This is a genomic window from Flagellimonas meridianipacifica (genome assembly GCF_003001695.1).
Lineage (GTDB): Bacteria > Bacteroidota > Bacteroidia > Flavobacteriales > Flavobacteriaceae > Flagellimonas > Flagellimonas meridianipacifica.
The window spans coordinates 722,748-743,970 of record NZ_PVYX01000001.1; the positions used below are offsets into that span (position 1 = coordinate 722,748).

General features: G+C 38.1%; 24 protein-coding genes. 16 read left to right on the forward strand and 8 right to left on the reverse strand.

Features of this window, described 5'->3' with window-relative positions:
- Positions 1-85: 85 nt before the first annotated feature.
- The 6 genes from CLV81_RS03205 to CLV81_RS03230 all read left to right on the forward strand — a co-directional run bounded on the left by CLV81_RS03205 (position 86) and on the right by CLV81_RS03230 (position 3,972).
- Positions 86-511 (forward strand): hypothetical protein, encoded by a 426-nt coding sequence (locus CLV81_RS03205; RefSeq protein ID WP_106143606.1) that lies wholly within the window; start codon positions 86-88, stop codon positions 509-511.
- 156 nt (positions 512-667) lie between these two features.
- Positions 668-1,561 (forward strand): hypothetical protein, encoded by an 894-nt coding sequence (locus CLV81_RS03210; protein WP_106143607.1) that lies wholly within the window; start codon positions 668-670, stop codon positions 1,559-1,561.
- A 60-nt stretch (positions 1,562-1,621) separates the two neighbouring features.
- On the forward strand, positions 1,622-2,131 hold the full coding sequence (locus CLV81_RS03215; protein ID WP_146129818.1) for a DUF7738 domain-containing protein: 510 nt from the start codon (positions 1,622-1,624) through the stop codon (positions 2,129-2,131).
- Positions 2,132-2,155: 24 nt separating this feature from the next.
- Entirely contained in the window at positions 2,156-2,704 is a 549-nt protein-coding gene (locus tag CLV81_RS03220; RefSeq protein WP_106143609.1) for a hypothetical protein, read from the forward strand.
- A gap of 92 nt (positions 2,705-2,796) precedes the next feature.
- Entirely contained in the window at positions 2,797-3,279 is a 483-nt protein-coding gene (locus tag CLV81_RS03225; RefSeq protein ID WP_106143610.1) for a hypothetical protein, read from the forward strand.
- Positions 3,280-3,357: 78 nt separating this feature from the next.
- Positions 3,358-3,972, forward strand: a complete 615-nt coding sequence (locus CLV81_RS03230; RefSeq protein WP_106143611.1) for a hypothetical protein — start codon at positions 3,358-3,360, stop codon at positions 3,970-3,972.
- Between the two features lie 27 nt (positions 3,973-3,999).
- On the opposite strand, the gene CLV81_RS03235 is transcribed toward CLV81_RS03230, so the two are convergent.
- Positions 4,000-4,230 (reverse strand): hypothetical protein, encoded by a 231-nt coding sequence (locus CLV81_RS03235; RefSeq protein WP_158259066.1) that lies wholly within the window; start codon positions 4,228-4,230, stop codon positions 4,000-4,002.
- Between the two features lie 241 nt (positions 4,231-4,471).
- Here CLV81_RS03235 and CLV81_RS03240 point away from each other — a divergent pair, with 241 nt between their 5' ends.
- Positions 4,472-5,698 carry a porin family protein gene (locus tag CLV81_RS03240; protein ID WP_106143613.1) on the forward strand — a complete coding sequence of 409 codons (1,227 nt, stop codon included), beginning with the start codon at positions 4,472-4,474 and terminating at the stop codon, positions 5,696-5,698.
- 13 nt (positions 5,699-5,711) lie between these two features.
- Here CLV81_RS03240 and CLV81_RS03245 read toward each other — a convergent pair whose 3' ends face one another.
- The 3 genes from CLV81_RS03245 to CLV81_RS03255 all read right to left on the reverse strand — a co-directional run bounded on the left by CLV81_RS03245 (position 5,712) and on the right by CLV81_RS03255 (position 10,513).
- Positions 5,712-7,940: a response regulator gene (locus tag CLV81_RS03245; protein WP_106143614.1), complete on the reverse strand. Its 2,229-nt coding sequence runs from the start codon at positions 7,938-7,940 to the stop codon at positions 5,712-5,714.
- Between the two features lie 97 nt (positions 7,941-8,037).
- Positions 8,038-9,579, reverse strand: a complete 1,542-nt coding sequence (locus CLV81_RS03250; RefSeq protein ID WP_106143615.1) for a glycine--tRNA ligase — start codon at positions 9,577-9,579, stop codon at positions 8,038-8,040.
- A gap of 37 nt (positions 9,580-9,616) precedes the next feature.
- Positions 9,617-10,513 (reverse strand): hypothetical protein, encoded by an 897-nt coding sequence (locus tag CLV81_RS03255; RefSeq protein ID WP_106143616.1) that lies wholly within the window; start codon positions 10,511-10,513, stop codon positions 9,617-9,619.
- A gap of 36 nt (positions 10,514-10,549) precedes the next feature.
- Between CLV81_RS03255 and CLV81_RS03260 the strand changes: the two genes are divergently transcribed.
- On the forward strand, positions 10,550-11,251 hold the full coding sequence (locus CLV81_RS03260) for a ComF family protein (protein WP_170068321.1): 702 nt from the start codon (positions 10,550-10,552) through the stop codon (positions 11,249-11,251).
- A 66-nt stretch (positions 11,252-11,317) separates the two neighbouring features.
- Positions 11,318-12,937: an Ig-like domain-containing domain gene (locus CLV81_RS03265; protein ID WP_106143618.1), complete on the forward strand. Its 1,620-nt coding sequence runs from the start codon at positions 11,318-11,320 to the stop codon at positions 12,935-12,937.
- On the opposite strand, the gene CLV81_RS03270 is transcribed toward CLV81_RS03265, so the two are convergent.
- From CLV81_RS03270 to CLV81_RS03280, 3 genes are read right to left on the reverse strand one after another with little or no spacing between them, the layout of a single operon-like run.
- A complete protein-coding gene (locus CLV81_RS03270; protein ID WP_106143619.1) occupies positions 12,924-13,685 on the reverse strand; it encodes an amidohydrolase in 762 nt (253 codons plus the stop codon). The genes CLV81_RS03265 and CLV81_RS03270 overlap by 14 nt on opposite strands.
- Positions 13,685-14,305 (reverse strand): NUDIX hydrolase, encoded by a 621-nt coding sequence (locus CLV81_RS03275; protein WP_106143620.1) that lies wholly within the window; start codon positions 14,303-14,305, stop codon positions 13,685-13,687. The genes CLV81_RS03270 and CLV81_RS03275 overlap by 1 nt, the downstream gene beginning before the upstream one ends.
- Positions 14,306-14,310: 5 nt before the next feature.
- On the reverse strand, positions 14,311-14,790 hold the full coding sequence (locus CLV81_RS03280; protein ID WP_106143621.1) for an ankyrin repeat domain-containing protein: 480 nt from the start codon (positions 14,788-14,790) through the stop codon (positions 14,311-14,313).
- Between the two features lie 393 nt (positions 14,791-15,183).
- Here CLV81_RS03280 and CLV81_RS03285 point away from each other — a divergent pair, with 393 nt between their 5' ends.
- Entirely contained in the window at positions 15,184-15,795 is a 612-nt protein-coding gene (locus CLV81_RS03285) for a DinB family protein (RefSeq protein WP_106143622.1), read from the forward strand.
- 86 nt (positions 15,796-15,881) lie between these two features.
- Positions 15,882-16,415: a lipid-binding SYLF domain-containing protein gene (locus tag CLV81_RS03290; RefSeq protein ID WP_106143623.1), complete on the forward strand. Its 534-nt coding sequence runs from the start codon at positions 15,882-15,884 to the stop codon at positions 16,413-16,415.
- A gap of 34 nt (positions 16,416-16,449) precedes the next feature.
- On the opposite strand, the gene CLV81_RS03295 is transcribed toward CLV81_RS03290, so the two are convergent.
- Positions 16,450-17,325: a hypothetical protein gene (locus CLV81_RS03295; RefSeq protein WP_106143624.1), complete on the reverse strand. Its 876-nt coding sequence runs from the start codon at positions 17,323-17,325 to the stop codon at positions 16,450-16,452.
- 340 nt (positions 17,326-17,665) lie between these two features.
- On the opposite strand from CLV81_RS03295, the gene CLV81_RS03300 reads away from it, so the two are divergent.
- The 5 genes from CLV81_RS03300 (at position 17,666) to CLV81_RS03320 (ending at position 21,216) form a co-directional block, all read left to right on the forward strand.
- Positions 17,666-18,073, forward strand: coding sequence for a JAB domain-containing protein (locus tag CLV81_RS03300; protein ID WP_106143625.1), 408 nt, complete (start codon positions 17,666-17,668; stop codon positions 18,071-18,073).
- A 168-nt stretch (positions 18,074-18,241) separates the two neighbouring features.
- A complete protein-coding gene (locus CLV81_RS03305) occupies positions 18,242-18,739 on the forward strand; it encodes a Panacea domain-containing protein (RefSeq protein ID WP_106143626.1) in 498 nt (165 codons plus the stop codon).
- A 2-nt stretch (positions 18,740-18,741) separates the two neighbouring features.
- A complete protein-coding gene (locus CLV81_RS03310) occupies positions 18,742-19,245 on the forward strand; it encodes a hypothetical protein (protein WP_106143627.1) in 504 nt (167 codons plus the stop codon).
- A gap of 488 nt (positions 19,246-19,733) precedes the next feature.
- A complete protein-coding gene (locus tag CLV81_RS03315) occupies positions 19,734-20,690 on the forward strand; it encodes an endonuclease/exonuclease/phosphatase family protein (RefSeq protein WP_106143628.1) in 957 nt (318 codons plus the stop codon).
- 55 nt (positions 20,691-20,745) lie between these two features.
- Positions 20,746-21,216: a hypothetical protein gene (locus CLV81_RS03320; protein WP_106143629.1), complete on the forward strand. Its 471-nt coding sequence runs from the start codon at positions 20,746-20,748 to the stop codon at positions 21,214-21,216.
- Positions 21,217-21,223: the final 7 nt, after the last annotated feature.

The window sequence follows — 21,223 nt, forward strand, 5'->3', positions numbered from 1 at the left end:
TTGAAGCACATGTCTATGCAAAACCAAAAAAGCTTTTGAATAAAAACCTGCACCACGTATAACCAATTACTAAAAAGAATTTTCCATGGATATAGATCCCGAATATCTGAACAGCGTTGTGAACCAACTGATACTAGTTGCCTCTCTTTTAGCGGGTTTTTCGATAGCCATTGTTGCCAATCTACTAACCGACAAAACAGAAAGCAAAATCCACAATCGCATTTTTAAAGTAACAATTCTTACGGCAAGCTGCTTTCTAGTATCGGTTTTTGGGATGACAAAACTTGTAATGATGACCACTAAAGGGTATCCCAAAAACCTTTCACCCATAACATTGGAGATATCCAATCAGATTAGCGCCATATCCTTTCTTTTGGGAATCGTTTTCTTGTGCATTGATATAGGGCTTTTTGGCTGGACCAAATCAAAAAAAATGGGGCGTTTTACGACCCTTGTGGGCATACTGACCTTCTTTTTGATTCTACTGACCCTAACGAATATCGAAAAGTAATGCTTAAAAACGGTCAGTTTTCTACGTCAATAAGAATTTAAAATTTCAAGAAAATTCCCATAATCAATTATCTTTAAAGTAAGGTCGCTCTTTCCGTGGGAAAAAGTCAAAACCAATGAGCCATATGACCGTTTGCGGCGACTGAAACAATGTAAGGTGTTGAAAGAGAAAAAAAACATAATTGAAAGAATTTTTGATAGCCGAGATGATAACGGGCTTTGGAAAGTGATTCCCAAAACACATAAGCATTATCCCGACTACATGCATTATGTCCCAAACTATAAAGCCTCCCTTTGGACTCTAATTTTGTTGGCAGAACTTGAATGTGACAAGGATGATGTCCGAATAAAAAAGCCGTTGGAAACCGTAAAAACCCATTTATTTGATGAAGAGCATGGCATTTACACGCTAAAAGAAGACCACTTCCCAATCCCCTGTTTAAATGGGAATATGTTGTATTTGGATTGTTATTTTAATGATGCCCCGGACGAAAAAAGCAATAGGTTATTGGATTTCTTTTGCAAGAATCAACGGTTTGATGATGGAAAATATGAAGAACCCAAAAATCAATTTTGCACCAACACTAGCTGCTATGGCAAGCATACTTGTTATTGGGGTATAGTCAAACTCTTCAAAGGAATTTCTTTTATCCCCAAAGATAGGCGTGATGATAAGGTTAAAACACTAAAAGAAAGATGCATCAACTTCATATTAAAGCATAGAGTGTGTTATAGCTCCAGAAATCCGGAAAAAGTAATGATAAACAAATTGGATTTGCTGACATTTCCCAATTTCTACAAAGGAGATTTTTTGGAAATACTTTGGTTGCTAAAACGAGAAGAGGTGGAATCGGAAAAATTAATTCCAGCCATAGAATTATTAAAGTCAAAGAAGACCAAAGATGGAAAATGGCCCCTGGAAAGAACAATGAACAATATGGTGACCTCAGTTGGAAAAGTCAATGCCCCCAACCCTTTTGTTACCCAAAGAGCCAATGAGGTATTGACCTATTATGAGAAAAAAGTCTCCAACAATACTCAAACTGCATAAAACCCTTTGGGACCGCAAAACCCTACATGTTGGCCATTGCAACCATCAAAAACAAACCCCATGAAACTAGTATTTACCGCATTACTTTTTTGCCTTTCATCCATTATTTGCTTTGGGCAAGAAACCATAGAAGTGGTTTACAATCAAGACTACTCGGTTACCTTGAACGGCATCTCAATTGACCATTCAACCACATACCAAAATCTTGTAGAAATACTCGGAGAACCCGAAGTTTATAAAGTGTACCCCACTGGAAAAGTTAATTATCGTTACACAGATCTGGGCCTTGTGTTTCATACGGTAGACGGCAACCTACTTACGCTTGCCTTCAACTTCAATTGGGATGGGGACAAAAACTTTCCGAACACATCGTTTGAAGGGGTTCTAAAAATTGGCGACAACACTATTAATGCGAAAACAACCGAAAGTATAGTGGATGATTTGGAGCGCTTTGAAATAAAGTGTCTTATGGCTGGAATGTGCATGAACAATCCAAGAAAAATCAAGAACCCTATTTTATTGGGCTTTAAAAACGATTTGATTACCCAAGTAAGCATTGAATTTCATTAGAAATAAAAATAGATTTCGATACTTATGAAAAAGGATTACGGAAAAGTTTTATGGTTGATTTTGGTGATTCTCTTCATTACTCTGATTGTGAGAATGGCTTATCTTCCCTCTGCTTATGGATTTTGGTTTCCCTTCATATTGACATTCATCATTTGTGGGGTTGGAGTTGGCGCTGTGGGGGCAATTCTTGCTGGAATTCTAGACTTAGTTCTAAAAAAGTACACCTTCCAGAAGTTATTCATTATACTATCATCAATAATCGTAGTAGGTCTTCATATTTATGTGTACGCTCCGCCACTAAAAATTATAGTCCCTAACGATTTTACCGGTGAAGTTAATTTAGTAGTGCATCCAGACAATGAAAAAAATCTAAGGATTGATTCAAATGGGATAGGATACATAACAAAGTCGATTTACATAGGCTCAAGGGGAGATAAAAAACCTTGGGTATATTTACAAAATGGAGAAAGAGTATATCCAAAAAGAATAGTGGGGTATGATTCCTTATTCTTTTTTGGACATGGTTCTTTTAATGGAAAAGCTGCTCTGAAATTTAAAGTAGAAAAGGAGTAAAGAGTATTGACAATCGTTACAATTCATTGTATTTTATAATATACTAGATTCTTGGCAAAGATAAAGGAGAACAACAAGAAAAACAGAATTCTATGAAAAACAGAATGCTATTATTTAGCTGCTTAATTGGAATCGTTTTTTCTTGCAAGGTCTTTTCGCAGAACGATACACTTAGTGCTGTCGACTACAAAATAATTGCCCATGGAACCGACTCACCTATTCCTAATCTACAAATAGTGTGTTTTAACAAGTATTTCAATAAAGACTATTTATCTGCCGACTTTCGAAAAAAGTATAATCTTGACGAAGAGACTCTTTACAAAAAGAAAATGTTGGTACAGATATTTCATTCAGATAAAGACAAAAAAGGACTTGATAAAATTGACTTAGTTGGAATTGAAGAGGATGATAAAGAGTTTGTGATTAAGTATAACATTGTGAATACCAACCCTGATAATGATGATAGTCAATTGTCCCCATTTTTAATTATTCAAGTGCCTAAATCGAAAAAGAAAATAAAGTTTATAGCTGATGGGGTCGAATTAGGACAAGGGACAGAGGTATATGTAGACTAAAATGAATATCTAGTAATAATTTATGATTCATTGTAATTCTATTCCATATCAAAATCATATTCGAGACGCCGAGCATTTATGAATGTTAAATATCTCTTATCCATATTTTCTATCCTCACCGTCTGTAACTACTCAAATGGACAAACGGATTTAAAGTTTGAACGAAAGGTATTCTATGAGGTAGTTCCCAAAATAATTGATTCGCAATTCCCAAAATGGCAAGGAGTTTTTAAAATAAAGAAAACCCTAGGGGACAATATATCAATTTGGACTGAGGAAACTTCGGTTAATGCTATCATCGGAATAATGGACTCTGTTTATGGATTTAACAACTCCTTTTACAATAAATACATAAATCTGTACTTTTCAGATACTGAGTTAAAATTTGATACCCTAAAAATTGGAAACAATTACAGGCTAGATATTTTAAAAATTAAAAAAAGGGAAGATTACAATTATAAATACTTAAGTGAAGTTCCGGGGCCAGAAAAGAGGTGGAATAGAAGCAAAGACTTTTATTTGTTAGGATTAATTGGCTTTTCAAGAATTCTATTTGATGAAAAAAAGAAGTTTGGAATCATGGATTTCTCAGCGACCTGTGGTCAGCAATGTGGGTTAACCGCTCTAGTATATTTAAAAAATGAAAATGGAAATTGGGTAATAGACGAAATTGAATCCATCCTCATTGATTAAAACTGCCTACGCGATTACCGTTCCAACTCACTCCAAAACCTCCCCCAAACCTTTAAGCAATTCTACCGCATCTTGAATTTCTCTGGGAGTGAAGGTATCTTCTTGCAGAAAGTGCAGCATAAACACGATGTAGTCCAGGCGCTTGCGTATTTCTTCTTTTGACCCGTAGGAGTTGGTAATCCAGCAGGATAATTCCTGTATTTGGGACATTTCAAACATATTACTTATACAGTTCATGTCAACTGAGGCAAGGTACATGCTTAAATTGTTTTGTGTAACTACTAATTAGTGACAAGGAAAAGCTAACATGCCAGGTTCTTCAGTTTGGTTTTGAAAGTTTTTTGGTGAAAGTTTTGAGTAAGAAGGACTTAAGAACTTCTGTGTAAGGGTTTAGCGAAAAATCATTTGAGTTTTCTATCAAATCATTGATTTATGTGGTATTTTTCTTGAATATAGTTCAGGTATTTTCAGAACCAATACATCAACCTAAAACCCAAAAATGACCAAAACCCTCCTTTCATTTTTTCTTTTTGCCACTTTAAGTTCAACTATCTATTCCCAAATCTCATATGAAAAGGGATACTACATCAGCAGTGCAGGCCAAAAAGTAGACTGTTTTATCAAAAATGTAGATTGGAAAAACAATCCTTTGGAAATTGAATACAAATTATCCGAGAATTCAACCCCCGAAAAAGCTACAATAAACAACATTAAGGAATTTGCCATTAACGGGATTTCTAAATACCAACGACATAGAGTCAATATAGATCGCTCCAGCAAAAACATTAAATACATTACCTCCGATAAAAATCCTGTGTTTAAAGAAGAGGTCCTTTTTTTAAAAGTGCTCATCGAAGGAAAATCCAATTTGTATGAGTACGTAGACGGTCAACTTAAGCGATTTTTTTATAATAAAGACGGCTCCTTAGTTGAGCAGTTGATATATAAAAAATACAAGACCTCCGACAACAGAGTCGGCGACAACAACAAATTCAGACAGCAGTTATGGGTGAATCTGAAGTGTGGTGACATTCAAATGAACGACATTGAAAAACTGGATTACAACACAAACGAGCTGACCCGATTCTTTACGGAATACAACCAGTGTACCAATAGCGAATTGACAAGCTACCTTCCCAAGCAACAACAAAATCCATTTCATCTTTCCCTCAGGCCCCGCTTAAACAGTTCTTCGGTGTCCTTGGACTTTGAGTCTTCAGAATCGAGTACAATTGATTTTGACAACCAACAAAGCTTTGGTTTTGGTTTGGAAATAGAATACGTTTTTCCTTTCAACAAAAACAAATGGGCCATTGCCCTTGAACCTACCTACCAATCCTACAGTGCTGAAAGCACAGTAAATGTAGATAATGTTGTTGGTGGAATACTTGATGTAAACGTGGATTATACTTCCATTGAACTTCCATTGACCTTGAGACACTATCTCTTTCTGGATGAGAATTCCAAAATCTTTTTGAACGTATCCTACGTTTTTGACTTTAGCTCAGGTTCTTCACTTGAGTTTGTCCGAGCCGATGATTCCATTTTAAACGAAACGGAACTTGATAGCAAGGGCAATGTAGCTTTTGGATTGGGTTATAAATTCAAGAATAGGTACAGTGCAGAATTAAGATACCAAACAAGCAGGGAATTACTTGGTGACTTTTTACCCTCTAGCCCCAATTACGATAGCTTGTCCTTCATACTTGGGGTGTCTTTGTTTTAGCGCTATTTGCTTTCTAAATCTTCACTGTAGACACAAAGTTCTTTTTGATCACCTCCAAGAAGTCGGCCGTATCGTAAGGCTTTATAATCAAGTCGGTAAAACCTAAACCTTTTAGGTCTTCAAAAGATTTGGTAGGGTCCGTGGCCGTAAGTGCTATAATGGGAACGGTACTGTTAAAGCCCCGTATTTCACGTGTCGCCTCAAAACCATTCATAATGGGCATGTTCACATCCATCAAAATCATGTCAAAGACCTCATCGTTAATAATTTCAAGCGCCTCTTTCCCATTTTCGGCAATGGTACAGGTGAACTTATTCTTTTCCAAGATTTTTCGAGTCACCAAGCGGTTGATTTTGTTGTCGTCCACAATCAAAATATGGCTGCCCACAATGCTGCGGTCTATGGTTTCTTCCTTGGGCACTTCTTCAATTTCGGTCTTCTGCGTTACCTCATAGCAAATGGTAAAGGAGAATTCGGTGCCCACATTTTTCTCACTTTTTAGTTCAATGGTGGCATCGTGCAAATCCAACAGTCGCTTTACAATGGCAAGCCCCAATCCTGTGCCCTGAAAATCGTTGGATTTCATATCCTGGGTAAACTCATCAAAAATATCACGTTGCTTTTCTTCGGAAATACCCATACCTGTATCGGCAATCTTAAAATCCAGCAGAATACATGTTTCCCTAATTTCTTTGGGCGTTATGGAAACGGTAATGGTTCCCTCCTCCGTAAACTTACAGGCATTGCTAATCAAATTAATGAGTATTTGGGAGAGCTTTACGTAGTCGCCCTTCAAAAATTCGGGTATGTCATCTGTAATTTCAATCTCGAATTGATTGTTGTTCTTCGCTCGCATGTGCTCCATGGAATTGGTGATATTTCGCACCAATTTCCGTAAGTGAAAAGGTTTGTTCTCCAACTCCCTGTTCTTCAGCGCATCTAATTTGTTCAAGAACAACAAATCATTGATCAATGCAAGCAAATAATCTGCTGAAAACTTTAAAGAGGTGATGTCCTCCTTATATTTCGCGAGAGGTTTTTCTTGTTTTAAGATGGAGGCGATACCGATGATACCATACAAAGGAGTTCGTAACTCATGACTGATGGCAGACAAGAAGTTGGTCTTAACCTCGGAAAGCTCCTCTGCCTTCTTTTTGGCGTCCAGGTACTGCACATTGGTTTCCTGGAGACTCCTTACCAATGCTTTTCTTCTCTTGAAGGAAAGAAACATGGTGCAGACAAAAATCAATAAAACTACAGAAGCAGCTAAAGTAATATAAACAATGGTTTTGTTTCTATCCGCCGTCTGACGGTTCATCTCATTTTCCAGTTCTTTAGCCTTAAGCTCTTGTTTGTACTGGTTCACGTTCATTCGGGCAATTACCTCATTTATGGCAGCTGCTTTTTCTATCTCATGCTTCTTATCAACATACTCGTCCGATTCTTTTCTGGCCAGATAGGCTTGCTCATAATCCCCATTACCCACATAGGCTTCAATTAGGAATTCATAGCCTTCTACGAGGCCGTCGGTATAATCGTGCTTTTTTGATAGCGATATGTCGTTATCAAAATATTCTATGGCTTTGTCCCAATCCTTCTCCAATAAGGCCAATCTGCCCTTGGAAAAGTAATATCCAGCACGTAACAATGGGATTTGAATGGAATCCAAATATTTATCCAGACCTGCGACATGCTGTTTTGATTTTGCTACATTCTCCTGATCCAAGTAGATGTCCGAAAGATTGAAATGAATGACGAAAACCCGTGTTACGTTCTTCTTGGCGCGATATACTTTTAGTGCCTCATTGTAATAAGCAATTGCCTTTGCGTCTTGTCCAATTTCGTTGTTCAGGTTGCCAAGATTGTTGTAGGCATCGGCAATCAATGTGGAATCATTGACAATTTTGGCCTTTTTCAACGATTCGGTGAATGTTTTCTCTGCTCTTAGCGTGTCCTTTATTCTGATAAGCGCACTCCCTGTATACTTTGATATTTCAACGTCCCAAGCCAAATTGTCAATTCTATTGGCCAGTTGGAGTCCCATATCTCCATACTTTAGAACTTCTAGAAAGTTATTGCTATAATAATCGTGAATCAGTTTGTTCTTTAAACTGTCCAAACGAGTCAAAATTTCCTCTTCTGGAGTATCTACGGGTGGGTCAAAATAATTGGAGGTCTCTTCTTGGGCTACAAGTAGGCTGGAAAAGAATACAACAACGAAAAAAAAATATAGCTTTCGCATTTTTAAAATTTGGGGTGCGTGCAAGGCTATATTTTAACGTATCTAAATCGTTTTTAGTGTATTGTCGGGGTGTTTTACTGCAAAACGCGAACCTACCTTAAATTCGTTGCAACCAATACCGCATGTCCACCTCTTTGGAAATGATATCTTTTACGGCATCCACCTTTACCCGTTGTTGTTCCATAGTATCCCTATGACGGATAGTTACGGTTTCATCCTCCAGGGTTTGATGGTCCACGGTTATGCAGAAGGGAGTACCCACCGCATCTTGACGACGATAACGACGGCCCACGGCATCTTTTTCATCATAAACCACATTGAACTCCCACTTTAGCTCTTCCACAATTTTATGGGCTACTTCGGGTAGACCATCACGCTTCAAAAGAGGTAAAATGGCGGCTTTGGTAGGGGCCAAAACAGCTGGTATTTTAAGTACGGTCCTAGTCGTATTGTTTTCAAGTTCCTCTTCTTGCAGTGCACTGGAGAAAACGGCTAAGAACATACGGTCCAACCCTATTGAAGTTTCCAGAACATAGGGCACATAGCTCTTATTCTCTTCAGGGTCGAAATACTGTAATTTTTTGTTGGAATATTTCTCATGGCTTCCCAAATCAAAATCAGTTCTGGAATGGATACCTTCCAATTCTTTGAAGCCAAAGGGAAATCTAAATTCAATATCGGCGGCCGCATCTGCGTAGTGTGCCAATTTTTCATGGTCGTGGAAACGATAGTTATCCTGACCCAATCCTAAGGAAAGGTGCCATTTCAAGCGTTTTTCCTTCCAGGTATCGTACCACTCCTTTTGGGTTCCTGGTTTGATGAAATATTGCATTTCCATCTGTTCAAATTCCCGCATTCGGAAAATGAACTGGCGCGCCACGATTTCATTACGAAATGCCTTTCCCGTCTGTGCAATCCCAAAGGGGATTTTCATCCTTCCCGTCTTTTGTACATTCAGAAAGTTGACAAAGATTCCCTGTGCTGTTTCCGGGCGCAAGTACAAATCCATGGCTGAATCTGCCGTAGCCCCCAGTTTGGTGCCGAACATTAGGTTGAACTGCTTTACATCCGTCCAGTTTTTAGAACCGGAAACTGGACAAACTATGCCCAATTCTTCGATAAGGGCTTTAACATCGGCCAAATCTTCATTTTCCAAAGATTTTCCCAGACGCTTCAGGATACCATCCGCTTTGGCTTGATAATCCAAAACACGTGGATTGGTCTCCAAAAATTGTTGCTTATCAAAACTATCCCCAAAACGCTTGGCCGCTTTTTTGACTTCCTTTTCAATCTTAGCTTCAATCTTGGCCACATGGTCTTCCACCAAAACATCTGCACGATAGCGTTTTTTGGAATCTTTGTTGTCAATCAAGGGATCATTGAATGCATCTACGTGTCCCGAAGCCTTCCAAGTAGTGGGGTGCATAAAAATGGCAGCGTCAATTCCAACAATGTTGTCATTTAGCTGAACCATGGCCTGCCACCAGTATTCGCGAATATTCTTTTTTAGCTCAACTCCATTTTGACCGTAGTCATAAACAGCGCTAAGCCCATCGTAAATTTCACTGGATTGAAATATGTAGCCATACTCCTTTGCATGGGAGATAACCTTTTTGAAAATATCTTCCTGATTCGCCATGGGGCAAAAATAGTTTTTTGAACTAAAAAATAAGGGGTTATTTCAACTGAAATTCAGTAGAGGCCAAAAGTCTTTCGTCCTCAAAAACATTAAGGGTATAAATTCCTTCAGAAAGGGATTCTGCAGGTACGGTTATGGCATCACAAATACTAATTTCTTTACCGGTGTAGACAATCTCCACTTTCTTACTATAGGTGTTTCCACCCACAGAAATCGTATTGGCATTGTCTTCGATTACCTTCATTTCCGGTGTCAAAAATTGAAGATACAGCACACGTACTTTTCCTCTCTCCGAAGGGTCACTTAATATGGTAACACAGCCTCTCAATTTCTCAATTGTGGAAGCTTTGTTGGTTTTTATAGGTCGACCTGCCCTAAGTCTAAATCCACTGCCTTCTGCATTCTGCAACTTTAGGTAGCTTTTAATTTTTAACTCGCGACTCAACTCTCTGTTGGTCTCACGCAACAAAGACTCTCTTTTTTCTATATTGCTAGCTCGTCCTCTGGCATCCCGCAGTTGTTTTTGGGTTTCTTCATATCTATCGGCCAAAAGACGATTGTTATATCGTAGAAAGTTGTTTTTCAGTTTTAAGCTATCAAAACTTACCTCCAACATGCGAAGTTCGCTGCGTGTTTCTTTGAGTTTGGTAAGACTAAAATTCAGCCTTCCCACAGAATCCAACAGTTGTTCTACTCTAAAACGGGAGGTTTGCAGTTCAATTTCATTTACTTCGTTCAAGCCAGATAGCCGGTCAACTTCCGCTTTCATCAAGGTCAAATCCTTAACCAAAAGCGACTTTTCCTGTTCCAAAAAAACCATTTGATTCTTGGACTGGGCATAGCTATAGTAAAATGCAATGAGAATACCCACAATTACTGCTACAAGTGCGGCAAAGATTATCTTGTAATTGAAATTGTTATCTTGGGCGTCCATGGGGTTCTAGAGCTACTCTAAACAAAATAAGATTTGATGTCCAAAAGGTTGGCTAAGATAATAAACGATATTAACAACATCCTATTGCCAAGAGTGTGTTTTGGATGTAATGCCCATTTATCCAGAGGAGAACATGTTTTATGTGCCGTTTGTCGACATGAATTGCCACTCACCGATCATAACTTTAGTGAAGAAAATGCAGTTGACCGCATTTTTTATGGACGAACTCCTATAAAAAAGGCTGCTTCTTTTGTTTTTTTCTCGAAAAATGGAATGGTAAAAAACCTAATGCATCACTTAAAGTATAAAAAACAAGAGGAGATAGGCGCTTTTTTCGGTGATTGGTACGGTTCTTTGTTGAAAGAAGAAAACACACTAAAAGCTATTGACGTAGTAGTACCTGTTCCACTTCATCCCAAAAAAGAAAAAAAGCGAACCTATAATCAAGTATCGCTTTTTGCAAAACAGATTGCCGAGCATCTTCAAGCAGATTTTTCAACGGAATTGCTTATCAGAACCAAAAATACCAAGACCCAAACCAAAAAAGACCGACAATTGCGATGGGAAAACATTAAAGATGCCTTTCAATGTGATACATCCAAAAACAAGGGATATAAACATTTACTATTGGTTGATGATGTAATTACCACAGGAGCGACCTTGGAGGCTTGTGCCAGAACTCTTGCTGACTTGCCTGGGGTTGAAATCTCTGTGGCCAGCATGGCCGTTGTGGAGTAGGGTTAAATTTTGCCAATGTCCGTTTTCAAAAATCAAATTAATCGTTTCTTTGCCCAATAATTTTTTATGGTTCATCTTAAGAAATACTTGAGCTTCTTTTTTGTCCTTTGGATTGCCTTGGTACTTTGGCAATGTGCACGCCGAGGAAACCCAACGGGTGGGCCGGAGGATGTAACTCCACCCGAATTGATTCGTACCGAGCCGGAAAACTTCTCAACCGAGTTTAAATCGAATACCATTCGCTTGTATTTTGACGAATACGTAAAACTTGAAGACGTTCAGAACCAGTTGATCATATCTCCCCCGTTAAAGTACTTACCAGAAGTAAAACCACAGGGCGGAGTCAGCAAATATGTGGAAGTTATAATAAAGGATACTTTAAGCGAAAACACTACCTATACCTTGAATTTTGGTCAAAGCATAGTGGATAATAATGAAGGTAATCCCAATAGTTTTCTTACCTACGTTTTTTCAACCGGTACGTATATCGATTCACTGACCCTTGCTGGGGCTGTAAAAGATGCTTATGATAGAAAGGCAGAAGAGTTTATCAGTGTTATGCTCTACGAATTGGACACATCTTTTACAGATTCTACGGTTTTTAAAAGACCCCCAAACTATATTTCCAACACCTTGGACAGTCTTCCCATTTTTGAATTGAAAAATCTCAAAGCGGGAAAATACAAGCTTATTGCCCTAAAGGATTTGAACAAAAACAACTTGTTTGACCAACGACAGGATAAAATTGGATTTATTGAGGATACCATCATAATACCTACCGATTCCATATATCTCCTAAACCTTTTTAAGGAAATACCCGACTACTCTGCCTCCGTGCCCAGTTATGTGGCAAAAAATCGCATCATATTTGGTTATCAAGGGGTACAAGAGGAAATTAGCATAGAAAGCCTTACCGATTTACCAGATTCAGTACGAACTACCATCTTAAAAGAAAGGGAAACCGATACCCTAAACTATTGGTTGACCCCAACGGATTTGGATTCTATAATCTTTTTGGTGCAAAACAAGGTATTGGATCAAAAGGATACGTTTACGGTAAAAACAAGAAAACTCGAATTGGATTCTTTGAGACTCACCAACAGCGTTAGCGGTAAATTTGGGTTTGAAGAGATTTTTAGCCTCTCGGCCAATACACCCATTGTAGCTGTGGACACTAGCCATGTTGAGGTCTTCGTGAGTGATTCTATCCCTTACGATTATGGTTATGCCGTTGATTCCGTTAAAAATCAGATTGACTTTGCGTTCGAAAAAGAACCCAACCAAACCTATAAATTTAACTTCAATCCTGGTGCTATCACCGATTTTTTTGGTATTCAAAATGACAGCTTAACCTATAGGTTTACTACTGGCAGTTACGCGGATTACGGAAACCTAAGGGTAAACCTTTCTGGTACGGTTAGGTATCCCATGATTGTTCAGTTGACCAATGAACAAGGTGAAACGCAAAGGGAAGCAATCTTGGAAATTCCCACACCTGTGGAATTCAACAATCTTGAACCAGCCCGATATATGATTCGGGTGATTTTTGATGACAATGCCAATGGCATCTGGGACACGGGCAATTATTTGAAAAAGATTCAACCTGAAAAAGTCAGTTATTATCCTGATATCATTGAGGTAAGGGCCAATTGGGAACTGGAGCAGTCATTTATTATAACAGATTGAAATCATCCTGGTCTTCCAGAAACTGTAGTTTCTCTCTGTTTTTATCTATATGCTCTTTGTCCAAGGTCACATACAGTATTTCTTCTCCTGTAGAAAGAGCTAGTTGATTACCCAAGACATCATAAGCTGATGAATGCCCAGGGTATTCATGCCCCAACTCATCAAAACCTACTCGATTTACCCCTAAACAATACGCCATATTTTCAATGGCTCGAGCTTGAAGTAGTGTGTCCCAAGCAGAAATTCGTGGCTTTGGCCAGTTGGCTACATAGATTAAGACATCATAATCCTCTGTGTTTCTTGCCCAAACAGGAAAGCGAAGGTCATAACAAATCAATGGACAAAATCGAAATCCCTTATAATGGACTATAACCTTTTTCTCTCCGGATTCATATTTCTTATGCTCTCCTGCTAAAGTAAACGTGTGCCTTTTGTCATATGTAGTAAATCCTCCATGAGGCTCAACAAAATACAAGCGATTATAGTATTTACCCTCTTCTTTAAAGACAATACTCCCAGCGATGGCAATTTGAAGTTCCCGTGCCATGCTTTGCATCCATTTCACTGTTTGAAGCCCTTCAGAAGCATCAATATGTTCAGGTGACATTGTAAATCCGGTAGTGAACATTTCAGGTAAAATGACTAAATCGACATTGTTTGGCAATAAGGCCATTTTTGATTCAAAAGCCTTTCGATTGGCATTGGGGTCTTCCCAAATTAATGGAGATTGAATTAAAGCAACTTTCATTAATCAAAATAAACTTCGTTGGTTTTGGACTTGGCCAATTGGAACAACTGCTTTATCTGAAATTCCAAAATACGTTCCTCAGATAGAGGGGGAAGATTGTCTAATGAAAAAAAGTCTGCCCCTAGCATATCAAAACCGGGTTTAAGTTGTCCGCCAGTTATCTGACAATGGAAGATTATTTTGTAAAGATAGTAGGGTTCAGGTGGGTGTGGATGAACTTGTTTATCATAAACCGCTAAAAGACGTACCACTTCCGCCTTCATTCCAGTCTCTTCCCAAATTTCCTTTATAGCAACTTCCGAAGGTGTGCTTCCAATATCCGCCCACCCTCCTGGAATGGTCCATTTACTGTCCACGCTTTCCTTGGCCATCAGTATCTCATCCTTTTCATTAATTACAAAACCCCGGATGTCCAATTTAGGTGTAGGATATGATTCGGAGGGAATTAAAAACTCCTTGAGCACCTCCAGGGGTTTTTCAGCTACCTGTGCCATCAACTCGGTGCCAATTCCCTTTAATTCTTCATATCTTTCCCTATCATAGTCGCCCTCCGCATAAAGTAAACCTGTGTCGGCAATGGCATTTATTCTTTTAATAAGGTTCAGTTGATTGGAATTCATAGGCTTTAAGAATTCGCCTCCAAGAGGGTGATTAAGGGTTTAAAATCTTGTGTTTTGGCATGGTCCAAGGCAGTGCTCCCACGTGCATCCTTTACTGAAATATCTGCATTGTTGGCCAGTAGGAGCTCAGCAATTTCCAAATGGTTGAAGGTCACCGCATAAATCAAACAGGTAGCTCCCATCACATTGGTCACATTTACATTGGCACCGGCATCTATCAAAAGTTTAGCAATTTCTACATACCCTTTAAAACATACACCCATTAGGGCCGTATTCCCAGAACCATCCTTTTCATCAATTCCAGCCCCATGTGATAAAAGAGTTTCCGCAACTTCTTTTTGGTTGTAATATGTGGCCAAAATCAGAGGTGTAGACCCACGACCATCCTTTGCATTTATCAAAGTAGGTTGGTTTTGCAACATTTGTGCAACTTTGGCAGCGTTGCCATTTCGAATTTCGCTGAAGAATTTTTCCGAATTTTCCATTTACAGTGAAAGATAAAAAAACTGCCACAACCTTTTACGAAATGTGGCAGTCAAGTTAAATTTTCTTTTTCTTGAATTTATGTTTTGAGGCAGTGATTCAACACATTACGAATCGTCGCTTATCTATTTTCAAATTATCTTAAAATTAGTTTTAAAGTCTTAAAAAACATGTATTTGGTCATATCGAAACATTATAAAAAAATAGGTTTTCTCTATCTGGGGAAGCCAAGGATAGCAAAAATGACCTTTGATATGGCAAATGTCCCCCCCTAGTGGGAACTTCAACCTTCCTACCTTTGAAAGTGTCCGGCTTTGGCTTTGAACAAAATATGAAATGCATTCAATGACCTCGTATTAATCATCTTAATCTCAACAATCATAAAATCGTAACACATGAAAAAAATCATTTTACCTGTTTTGGTCCTTACCTTCTTTAGCTTTAGTAAGGATACTACCAAACTAACCGAAGCTGAACGTACTATGGTGATAGAACTCTTGGAAGAAACTCGGGATCACATGAAAAGTGTAATCAATGGTTTAACAGAAGAGCAGTTGAATTTTAAAGCAGAAGAGAGTTCTTGGTCCATTGCAGAATGTGTGGAACATTTGGCCATCTCTGAAAATGCCTTCGGCGGATTTATCCAAAAGACCGTTGCTTCCGGTGCCAACCCGGCCTTGCGAGATTCCTTGAAATTCAAGGATGAGCAACTTATGGGAATTATTACTGACCGTAGTAATCGTGTAAAAACTACCGAGGCTTTTGAACCAAGTGGAAAATTCGGCTCATTTGAAGAAACAGTGAAGGCTTTTATGGAGAAAAGAAAGGAGCATATTGAATATGTAAGAACCACCAACGATGATTTAAGAAACCGATACAATAGCGATTTACCATTTGGAACCGTTGACGGGCTCCAGGTCATCATATTTGCTGCGGGCCACACAGAACGTCACGTATTGCAAATGGAAGAAGTCATGGCGCACAAGTCGTTTCCCAAGGGAAAATAACGGACATTAACAATTATTAGCAAGCCCTTTCCAATATGGAAGGGGTTTATTTTTTACTTTCGTCCTTATTCCGTAAATCATCTATTATGAGAACCTTGAAGTTTTTTGCCTTGGTATTTATCGTTTCCATGTTTTCTGTTGGAATCAATGCCCAATCCAAAAAGGACCGAAAGATTATAAACGATGCCAAAAAAGCCAAAAAGACCTTATTAAAGGCAGACGCTGGTTTACAGCGCTTTTTTGACGATTCTGCAGGTTACGTACTGTTCCCAAATGTGGGCAAAGGAGGTTTTATTATTGGAGGAGCGTCTGGTAATGGTGTGGTGTATGAGGGTGGAGAAATGATTGGTATGGCCAATCTCAAAAAGTTGAACGTAGGTTTGCAAGCTGGCGGACAAGCCATAATTGAAATCATCTTTTTTGAGACCTCTGTGGATTTGGACCGTTTTAAGGAAGGAAAGTTTCAATTTTCGGCTGAAGCTTCTGCGGTGGTATTAAAAACCGGGATTGCGGCCAGTGCTAAATACAAAGACGGTGTAGCTGTTTTTGCCTTGCCAAAGGCAGGCCTTATGGCCGATGCCTCGGTAGGAGGACAAAAGTTCGGGTATAAGCCCTTTTGAAAAGGCTAAAACCATCTTATAAGACTATAATTTGCTACCATAGATTCTTGAACGAATCCTTTACCTTGTTAAACAAGGATTCCATATCAATATCCAAGAATTCCATCTCCAATATTTGATCAAATATTTCGGATTTTAACCCCATTCTTCTGGCATTCGTCAATCGTGAGTTTACATTTTTCCAGTTAGAAGTGGATTTCATGGATGAATCTATGATTAAATTGTAATCTTTTTTTATCCCTTTGGTATCACAATGTTTCGCGATAACCTTTTTCATATGCCTGGCATAGCCGGAGCCTGCAAAGAAAAGAGCCGCCCATACTCGTTTTGCCTCTTTTGACAAAGACTCAAAATCATCAATTTCTTCTTTCAACCTTTTATTACTGAAAGCAATCATGGAAAATCCTGAAAAAAGAAAGTCTTTCACCTTTATCCTTGCAGGTCGCTGTACGGTTTTCCCATTTCTAAATTCTGAGGCATCCACTTTTTCCCATGTAATATTGGCTTTTTTAAAGCTGGTTGTATGGAATCTTTTTTGACCGCCACTTAGCATAAAATCAAAACCGGCAATTCCATCCTTATGTACATCGGCACCAGAAGTCACATACTTTTTATCAAGCTGGTTCTTTTTAAAGGATTTATAATATCGATAGTTCAAGGGCCCGGTCTCTCTTGAAAAAATAGCCATTACCAAACCAATATCACGAGCGTTACTGTATCCTAGAATTTCTGTTTTAAAAAGTGCCAATCTCGTGTAATCCCAATTTTTCTGAAATTCCTTCGCGTTGAAGAACTCTGCTTTTTTTAGAGCAGTATTTACATTCAATACCTGATTTTTCAAGTCTTTTTTAGCCAGACCATATGAAGGATAAAAATTTTGAATTATCCCATTGATTTCATTCTCTGTCATAATATGCTTTTACATGGTATTTAATTCGGATTCGGGTACAAAGTCATTACTGTTTTGAAGTGATTATAAATAAAGTGAAAGTTCAAGTTCTAGACCTTTGTTATTTGACGAATGGGTGTTTTGGATTAACAGATAGGTTGCTTTCCCCTAGTCCCTGACTTTTGGAGTAAAATCCTCTGGCGCATTTTGGGTCTGTTTGAAGGTTCCCGCTTCTCCCGTATCGTTAAAGATGGTCCATTCAGAAAAAGTATAGGTAGGATTCCCTTAAGAATTGTCGTAACCTATTGTTAACCATTTGGAAGGTAAACTAGCTCAAAATATACTTTGTTATCTTTAACTCATGACCGTAAGATTACCTAAAGGAGAAGACAGAAACATTTCAGATACAGAAGACATTGCTCGAATAATGCAAAAAGTTTTAAGAAGGCAAAACAAACTTCACAGAAACAAAGAATACTTTTGGACTATTGGACTAAATACCTCTAATGATATAGAATACATTGAGTTAGTTACTATTGGAAGCAACAACAGAATGATTCTTGTCCCAGTTGATGTGTTTAGTTTTACTGTAGCGAAAAAGTGCAAAAAAATTATCTTTTGTCATAACCATCCTTCAGGAAATTTAGTTCCTAGTAGAGCGGATATTGAATTCACAAGAGATATGGACAAAGCGGCAGGTCTTCTCGGTATTGTCATGTTGGACCATTTGATAATTTCAGAGGAGGATTACTCGACTATTGAAATCTAGACAAACTTTCAAAGATTTATGGATTTTTAAGCATTAGTTTGTACCTAAGTACTAAACACTTTTAAGTGTAAGGTCAATATATAGATTGATTTTGTAAGAAAAATTCATGTTTTCTAGATGTAAATAATTATATCGTAACTTTGGCACGACGCTTGGACTAAAACAACCATGAAAACAATTCCAATCGACAAATTGGTAGATGTAATAATCTTATACTGCAATTCAAACGGATTAACAATTACCCCATTGAAATTGCAAAAGATATTGTATTACATACAGGCTTGGCATATTGCAAGATTTGAAAAGCATACTTTGTTTGATGAATTGCCTGAAGCTTGGGTAAATGGCCCTGTTTATAGATCAGTATATAATACATTTAGTGAAAAGTTCTATCGTAATACCCCACTTAAAATAAATGTGCAAGGTGATGTTCCAGAGGAATTGGAAACACAAATGAATGAGTTAGATTTAGACCAGTTACAAACCGAGCACATAAATACTACCATAAAATTTTACTCACCTCAATCTGAGGGAAACTTAGTGCTCAAGACCCATGCGGATGCCCCATGGAACATTGCCAGAGACGGATTAGATGCATTTGAACGTTCTAGCAATGAAATTAGTATTGATTCAATGTTTGACTATTATAATCCACTGCTTGCGTAATAATGTCTTTTCTTGATGCTCTAAATGACCATGCCGAAGAGATTGAGAGTTATGGTTTGGATTTTCGCCTTAACCCAGGTGATGCCCCTAGAGCGGTACAATTTATAAGGCCAAGTGTATCCTACGACTTATTGCAAAAGAACTATGAACCTAATATTTGTCATACGTCAAATGATTTTATCAAAGAAGACTTTCATGACTATTTTGACGTTCTAAAAGATGTATGCTCCAAATCTCTCGGTGAGTTAATGAATGAACACTCCAATGTTGATTTTGAGATATATTCCTCGCCAAATAGAAACTTAAAAGCTGTTTATGCTAAAGCAATGGGGAAAAAAAACATATATCAGTCTGAGATGCCATCTTTCGGTAGGATAGGTTTATATAATAGTTTAGACGAAAATGGCAAAGCACCACGCATTTTTTTTGCTTTGGGACATTGGGCTAGATTACATGTTTTAATATTTGATCCCTTACATCAAATTTATCCATCCAATAATAATTAATCAAGAAAATAGATTATAACAAAAAAGTGTCGTCCCCCAAGTTGCGATCTTGTTTGACGACACTTCTGCTAGCTTGAATTTTTTTAAGCAAGTGGATTCTTTTCCGGCTTGCAAAACTACTGACCGCTAAGTCAACAGTACCTAAGTCTATCCTCATAGGCATTGAGGGAACTTTTATCCTTGCAGTATCGCTATCCCTAATTTGATTACTTACCCTGAACCAAATTATATAGAGTGTCTTAAAACGAGTCTATACTTGACCGATTAAAGCCAAAAGGGGTCAAGGCTTGAAGCCAACCTGATTGGAATTCAGACTCTTCTATACTACAAAGACTTGGCAAGTTAAATCTACAACAGATGAATAGAAAATTAAATATTAATCCATCCAACCTTTCAACAATCTTATTAACAGACTTTTACTAGCGGGATTTTACCAGAACAGCACCTTAAAGTGTAATAAGATTTTTTGTAGAGCATAAGGCTAATTTATTCTTTTCTATAATGTCGAAAATCTATTTGACACTCTAAATGATTCACTTGTTTTTGATGATGAAAGGACCCCTCAAGGCAGATATAAATGGCAGAAAACCAGATATGATCGAAAAATTGACCACATCACTAGAGTGCTTTCTGAGATTGGTAGTGAAAAAACAGAATCTGCTCCGGATATCATCGGGCTTTGCGAAATTGAGAATAGAAAAGTCCTGGTTGATCTTGTAGAGCATCAAAATCTTTTAGCTCATGATTATGGTATTGTTCACTTTCCTTCTCCTGATGAGCGTGGGATAGACGTTGCTTTGCTTTATAAAAAGCGCTCCTTTCTACCCACTTCATTTGTAAGTCATCGCTTAATGCTATTGGATGAACTTGGAGAGCGCAACTACACACGCGACCAGTTGGTGGTATCTGGTGTTTTGGATGATGAGCCTATTCATTTTTTGGTCAACCATTGGCCGTCAAGAAGGGGAGGCGAACAAAAAAGCAGACCCAATAGAATTAAGGCTGCACAATTGAACAAACGGATCATAGATTCCATTTTAAATCTAGATGTTGACGCAAAAATCATAAGTATGGGGGACTTTAACGACGACCCAAAAAATGATAGCTTTAAGAAAGTACTTAAGACCAAAGGCAATCGTAAAACCTTGGATAGTATGGAATTGTTCAATCCCATGGAAAAACTATATAAACAAGGTATCGGGTCCTTGGCTTATCGAGACAAATGGAATCTTTTTGACCAATTTTTTATGACTTCGAATTTGATTCAAAGAAACAAAGGCTATTTTCTCTGGCAAGCAGGTGTTTATGCTCCAAGCTATCTACGTACCACGAATGGCAAGTACGCGGGTTATCCTTTCAGAACATACGCTGGAACCACATATCAAGGTGGCTATAGCGATCATTTTCCAGTGTACCTTCTATTGTTAAAAGAATATAGAGATTAGCCTTCCTTAAAAACAACCTTGGAAAAGTTTCTGTATCTCATAACAAAGCAATCCTATGAAAAAAACGCTATTTATTGTAATGCTATGTATCCTATATTATTCTTGCGGGTCAAATGACGATGACCCATGTCCTGAAGTGGTAATAGACCCAATAGTACAGTCTATCTTTATTGAGCTTGTGGATAATCAGGGAAATAATCTTATTGAAAATGGGACATTTCCAGCAGCCGGGATTACAGCTGAATTCAATGATTTTCTAATAACGGGAATCGTTTTTACCGAGGTGGACGGTCTTGAAAACTTAATCACTTTAAATTTTTTGGGTAGTGGTGGTGAAACCACGTGGCTAATTAATTTAAACGATCAAGTAACGGATACGTTGGTTCTAGACTTATCTCTAAACATAGGAGAATGCGGATTCAACACCTATACTCTGAATTCTGCTCTTTACAACGGGATAGAGCAAATACTTATGGTAGATGCTGATTTCGTCGGTGATACCAGAATACGTGTTGTAAGGGAGTAATCCCCTT

Bases quoted from the DNA above. Each gene is read 5' to 3' on its own strand.
- CLV81_RS03205 (WP_106143606.1), top strand. From the start codon at position 86: ATGGATATAGATCCCGAATATCTGAACAGCGTTGTGAACCAACTGATA.
- CLV81_RS03215 (WP_146129818.1), top strand. From the start codon at position 1,622: ATGAAACTAGTATTTACCGCATTACTTTTTTGCCTTTCATCCATTATT.
- CLV81_RS03220 (WP_106143609.1), top strand. From the start codon at position 2,156: ATGAAAAAGGATTACGGAAAAGTTTTATGGTTGATTTTGGTGATTCTC.
- CLV81_RS03225 (WP_106143610.1), top strand. From the start codon at position 2,797: ATGAAAAACAGAATGCTATTATTTAGCTGCTTAATTGGAATCGTTTTT.
- CLV81_RS03230 (WP_106143611.1), top strand. From the start codon at position 3,358: ATGAATGTTAAATATCTCTTATCCATATTTTCTATCCTCACCGTCTGT.
- CLV81_RS03235 (WP_158259066.1), bottom strand. From the start codon at position 4,230: ATGTACCTTGCCTCAGTTGACATGAACTGTATAAGTAATATGTTTGAA.
- CLV81_RS03240 (WP_106143613.1), top strand. From the start codon at position 4,472: ATGACCAAAACCCTCCTTTCATTTTTTCTTTTTGCCACTTTAAGTTCA.
- CLV81_RS03245 (WP_106143614.1), bottom strand. From the start codon at position 7,940: ATGCGAAAGCTATATTTTTTTTTCGTTGTTGTATTCTTTTCCAGCCTA.
- CLV81_RS03250 (WP_106143615.1), bottom strand. From the start codon at position 9,579: ATGGCGAATCAGGAAGATATTTTCAAAAAGGTTATCTCCCATGCAAAG.
- CLV81_RS03255 (WP_106143616.1), bottom strand. From the start codon at position 10,513: ATGGACGCCCAAGATAACAATTTCAATTACAAGATAATCTTTGCCGCA.
- CLV81_RS03260 (WP_170068321.1), top strand. From the start codon at position 10,550: ATGTCCAAAAGGTTGGCTAAGATAATAAACGATATTAACAACATCCTA.
- CLV81_RS03265 (WP_106143618.1), top strand. From the start codon at position 11,318: ATGGTTCATCTTAAGAAATACTTGAGCTTCTTTTTTGTCCTTTGGATT.
- CLV81_RS03270 (WP_106143619.1), bottom strand. From the start codon at position 13,685: ATGAAAGTTGCTTTAATTCAATCTCCATTAATTTGGGAAGACCCCAAT.
- CLV81_RS03275 (WP_106143620.1), bottom strand. From the start codon at position 14,305: ATGAATTCCAATCAACTGAACCTTATTAAAAGAATAAATGCCATTGCC.
- CLV81_RS03280 (WP_106143621.1), bottom strand. From the start codon at position 14,790: ATGGAAAATTCGGAAAAATTCTTCAGCGAAATTCGAAATGGCAACGCT.
- CLV81_RS03285 (WP_106143622.1), top strand. From the start codon at position 15,184: ATGAAAAAAATCATTTTACCTGTTTTGGTCCTTACCTTCTTTAGCTTT.
- CLV81_RS03290 (WP_106143623.1), top strand. From the start codon at position 15,882: ATGAGAACCTTGAAGTTTTTTGCCTTGGTATTTATCGTTTCCATGTTT.
- CLV81_RS03295 (WP_106143624.1), bottom strand. From the start codon at position 17,325: ATGACAGAGAATGAAATCAATGGGATAATTCAAAATTTTTATCCTTCA.
- CLV81_RS03300 (WP_106143625.1), top strand. From the start codon at position 17,666: ATGACCGTAAGATTACCTAAAGGAGAAGACAGAAACATTTCAGATACA.
- CLV81_RS03305 (WP_106143626.1), top strand. From the start codon at position 18,242: ATGAAAACAATTCCAATCGACAAATTGGTAGATGTAATAATCTTATAC.
- CLV81_RS03310 (WP_106143627.1), top strand. From the start codon at position 18,742: ATGTCTTTTCTTGATGCTCTAAATGACCATGCCGAAGAGATTGAGAGT.
- CLV81_RS03320 (WP_106143629.1), top strand. From the start codon at position 20,746: ATGAAAAAAACGCTATTTATTGTAATGCTATGTATCCTATATTATTCT.